The 2615-nt window shown below is 75.2% G+C and carries 2 protein-coding genes; both read left to right on the top strand.

The window, feature by feature from the left end:
* Positions 1-1228: acyltransferase domain-containing protein (locus VGR37_09995; GenBank protein ID HEV2147721.1), on the top strand; the 1228-nt coding region annotated here is incomplete at its 5' end.
* A gap of 1 nt (position 1229) precedes the next feature.
* The gene (locus VGR37_09990) at positions 1230-2459 is read left to right on the top strand and encodes a hydroxymethylglutaryl-CoA synthase (protein ID HEV2147720.1); all 1230 of its coding nucleotides are present in this window, start codon (positions 1230-1232) and stop codon (positions 2457-2459) included.
* The last annotated feature ends 156 nt before the right edge of the window (positions 2460-2615 follow it).

Genomic DNA, 2615 nt, shown 5'->3' with positions numbered 1-2615 from the left:
GGCCCGCTTCCGCCACCGGCTGGCCGTCCCGGCCGCCTCCGCCGGGGAGCTGCGCGAGGCGCTGGAGGCGTTCGCCCGGGGCGAGGCGCCGGGGCGCGGGGCGCACGGCGTGGCGGAGGGGGAGGAGCCGCCGCGGGTCGCCTTCCTCTTCACCGGGCAGGGGGCGCAGTACCCGGGGATGGGGCGCGAGCTGTACGACACCCTCCCCGTGTTCCGCGAGGCGCTGGACCGCTGCGCCGCCCTTTTCGACGCGCGCCTGGAGCGGCCGCTCCTCCCGGTGCTCTTCCCCGGGCCGGGGGCGGAGTCGCCGATCCACCGGACCGACTTCACCCAGGCCGCGCTCTTCGCGCTGGAGTACGCGCTCGCCGAGACGTGGCGCGCCTGGGGGGTGACCCCCGCGGCGGTGCTGGGGCACAGCGTGGGCGAGTACGCGGCCGCCTGCGTGGCCGGCGCGCTCTCGCTGGAGGACGCGGTGGCGCTGGTGGCGGCTCGCGGCTCGCTGATGGCCGCCCTCCCGCGCGACGGGATGATGGCGATGGCCACCGCCGGCCTGGAGCAGGTGGAGGCCGCGCTCGCCCCCTTCCGCGGCCGGGTGGACGTGGCCGCGGTCAACGCCCCGAGCCACACCGTGATCTCCGGGTGCAGCGAGGGGGTGCGGGCGGTGATGGACGCCCTGGAGGCCGAGTGGGTGATGACGCGCCCGCTGGAGGTGTCGCACGCCTTCCACTCCTCCCGCATGGAGCCGATGCTCGACGCCTTCGAGGAGGCGGCCCGCGGCGTCGCCTGCTCCGTCCCGCGCATCCCCCTGGTCTCCAACCTCACGGGGAAGGCGCTGGAGCCGGGGCGCGCCCCGGACGCCGCCTACTGGCGGAGCCACGTCCGCTCCCCGGTGCTCTTCGCACCCGGGGTGGAGGCGCTCGTCGGGGCCGGGTGCACCGTGTTCCTGGAGATCGGGCCGGCCGCCGTGCTCGCCAGGCTGGGGCGGAAGATCCTCCCCGACGGCGGTCACGACTGGGTCCCGTCGCTGGAGCGCGACCAGCCCGCCTGGCGCACCCTCGCGGGGGCGGCCGCCACGCTGTGGACGCGGGGAGTGGAGGTGGACTGGGCGGAGCTGGGACGCGGGGTCCCGGCGCGCCGCCGGACGATGCCCACCTACCCCTTCCAGCGGACCCGCTGCTGGCTGGAGCCGCACGAGATCCGAACCCTCACGCGAACGGCCGCGGACTGACATGGCACTGGGAATCGAGAAGATCGACCTGTACACGGGGCAGTTCCGCGCCGACGCCGCCGAGATCGCGGCGGCGCGCGGCACCGACCCGGAGTACGTGCGCGAGCAGGTGATGATCGAGGAGCGCTCGGTCGTCGCCCCCTGGGAGGACTCCGTCACCCTGGCGGTGAACGCCGCCTCGCGCCTGCTGACGCCGGAGGAGAAGGCGGAGGTGGAGCTGCTGGTGGTGGGGAGCGAGAGCGGGGTGGACTTCGGGAAGCCGATCTCCACCTGGGTGCACCGCTTCCTGGAGCTGCCGGCCCGCTGCCGCTCGTTCGAGGTGAAGCACGCCTGCTACGGCGGCAACGCCGCGCTCCGCACCGCGCTCTGGTGGTCCGCCTCCGGGGTGCGGCCGGGCAAGAAGGCGCTGGTGGTGAGCACGGACCTCACCCGCCCCGACCCGGAGCTCACCGAGGGGTTCGACTTCATCGGCGGGGGGTGCGCCGTCGCCATGCTGGTGGGCGACCAGCCGCGGGTGCTGGAGATCGACCCGCGCGAGGGCGGCTACTGGACGCAGGAGATCGCCGACACCTTCCGCCCCACCTCGCGCGCCGAGATGGGCGACAGCCAGACCAGCCTGTACGCCTACCTGGACGCGCTGGAGGGGGCGTACCTGCACTTCCGCGACGGGGCGGAGGGCTTCGACTACGACGCCGCCTTCCGCAAGCACGTCTACCACGCCCCCTTCCCGGGGATGACCGCGCAGGCCCACCGCACCGTGCTCCAGCTCGAAGGGGAGACGTGCCTCGACCGGGCGCGCGAGAGCTTCCGGGCCAAGGTGGAGGAGGGGCTCCACTTCGGGCGGAGGATCGGGACGGCGTACGGGGCCTCCAACTTCGTGAGCCTCCTGGGGCTGCTCGCCACCGCGCCGGACCTGTCGGCGGGCGACCGGGTGTCCCTCTTCGCCTACGGCTCCGGGTGCCAGAGCGAGTTCTGGGCGGGGCGCATCGGCGCGGAGGCGGTGGAGCAGGTCCGCGCCCTGGGGCTGGACGGGCGGCTGGAGCGCCGCGCGCGCCTGGACGTGGAAGCGTACGACGCCATGGAGCGCGAGCGCGCCCGGCACATCGACGCGCGTACCTGGGCTCCCGCGCGAGACGAGCACCGTGACACGTGGCGCCGACTGTACGAAGGGGAGGGGCTCCTCTTCCTGGTCGGCGTCCGCGACTACTACCGGGAATACGGATGGAGCTGATCGCACCCGCGCCCGTGGCGCTGGAGCTGGAGGGCGGCCTCGCCACCCTCCGGCTGGCCGCCCCGGAGCGCCGAAACGCACTCGACGGGGCCGTGCTGGCCGCCCTGCTGGACGCGCTCCGCGCCGCCGCCGACCCCGGCGTGCGCGCCGTGGTGG

It is taken from the genome of Longimicrobiaceae bacterium (assembly GCA_035936415.1).
Taxonomy (GTDB): Bacteria; Gemmatimonadota; Gemmatimonadetes; order Longimicrobiales; family Longimicrobiaceae; genus JAFAYN01.
This window is presented reverse-complemented; position numbering and strand designations above follow the sequence as displayed.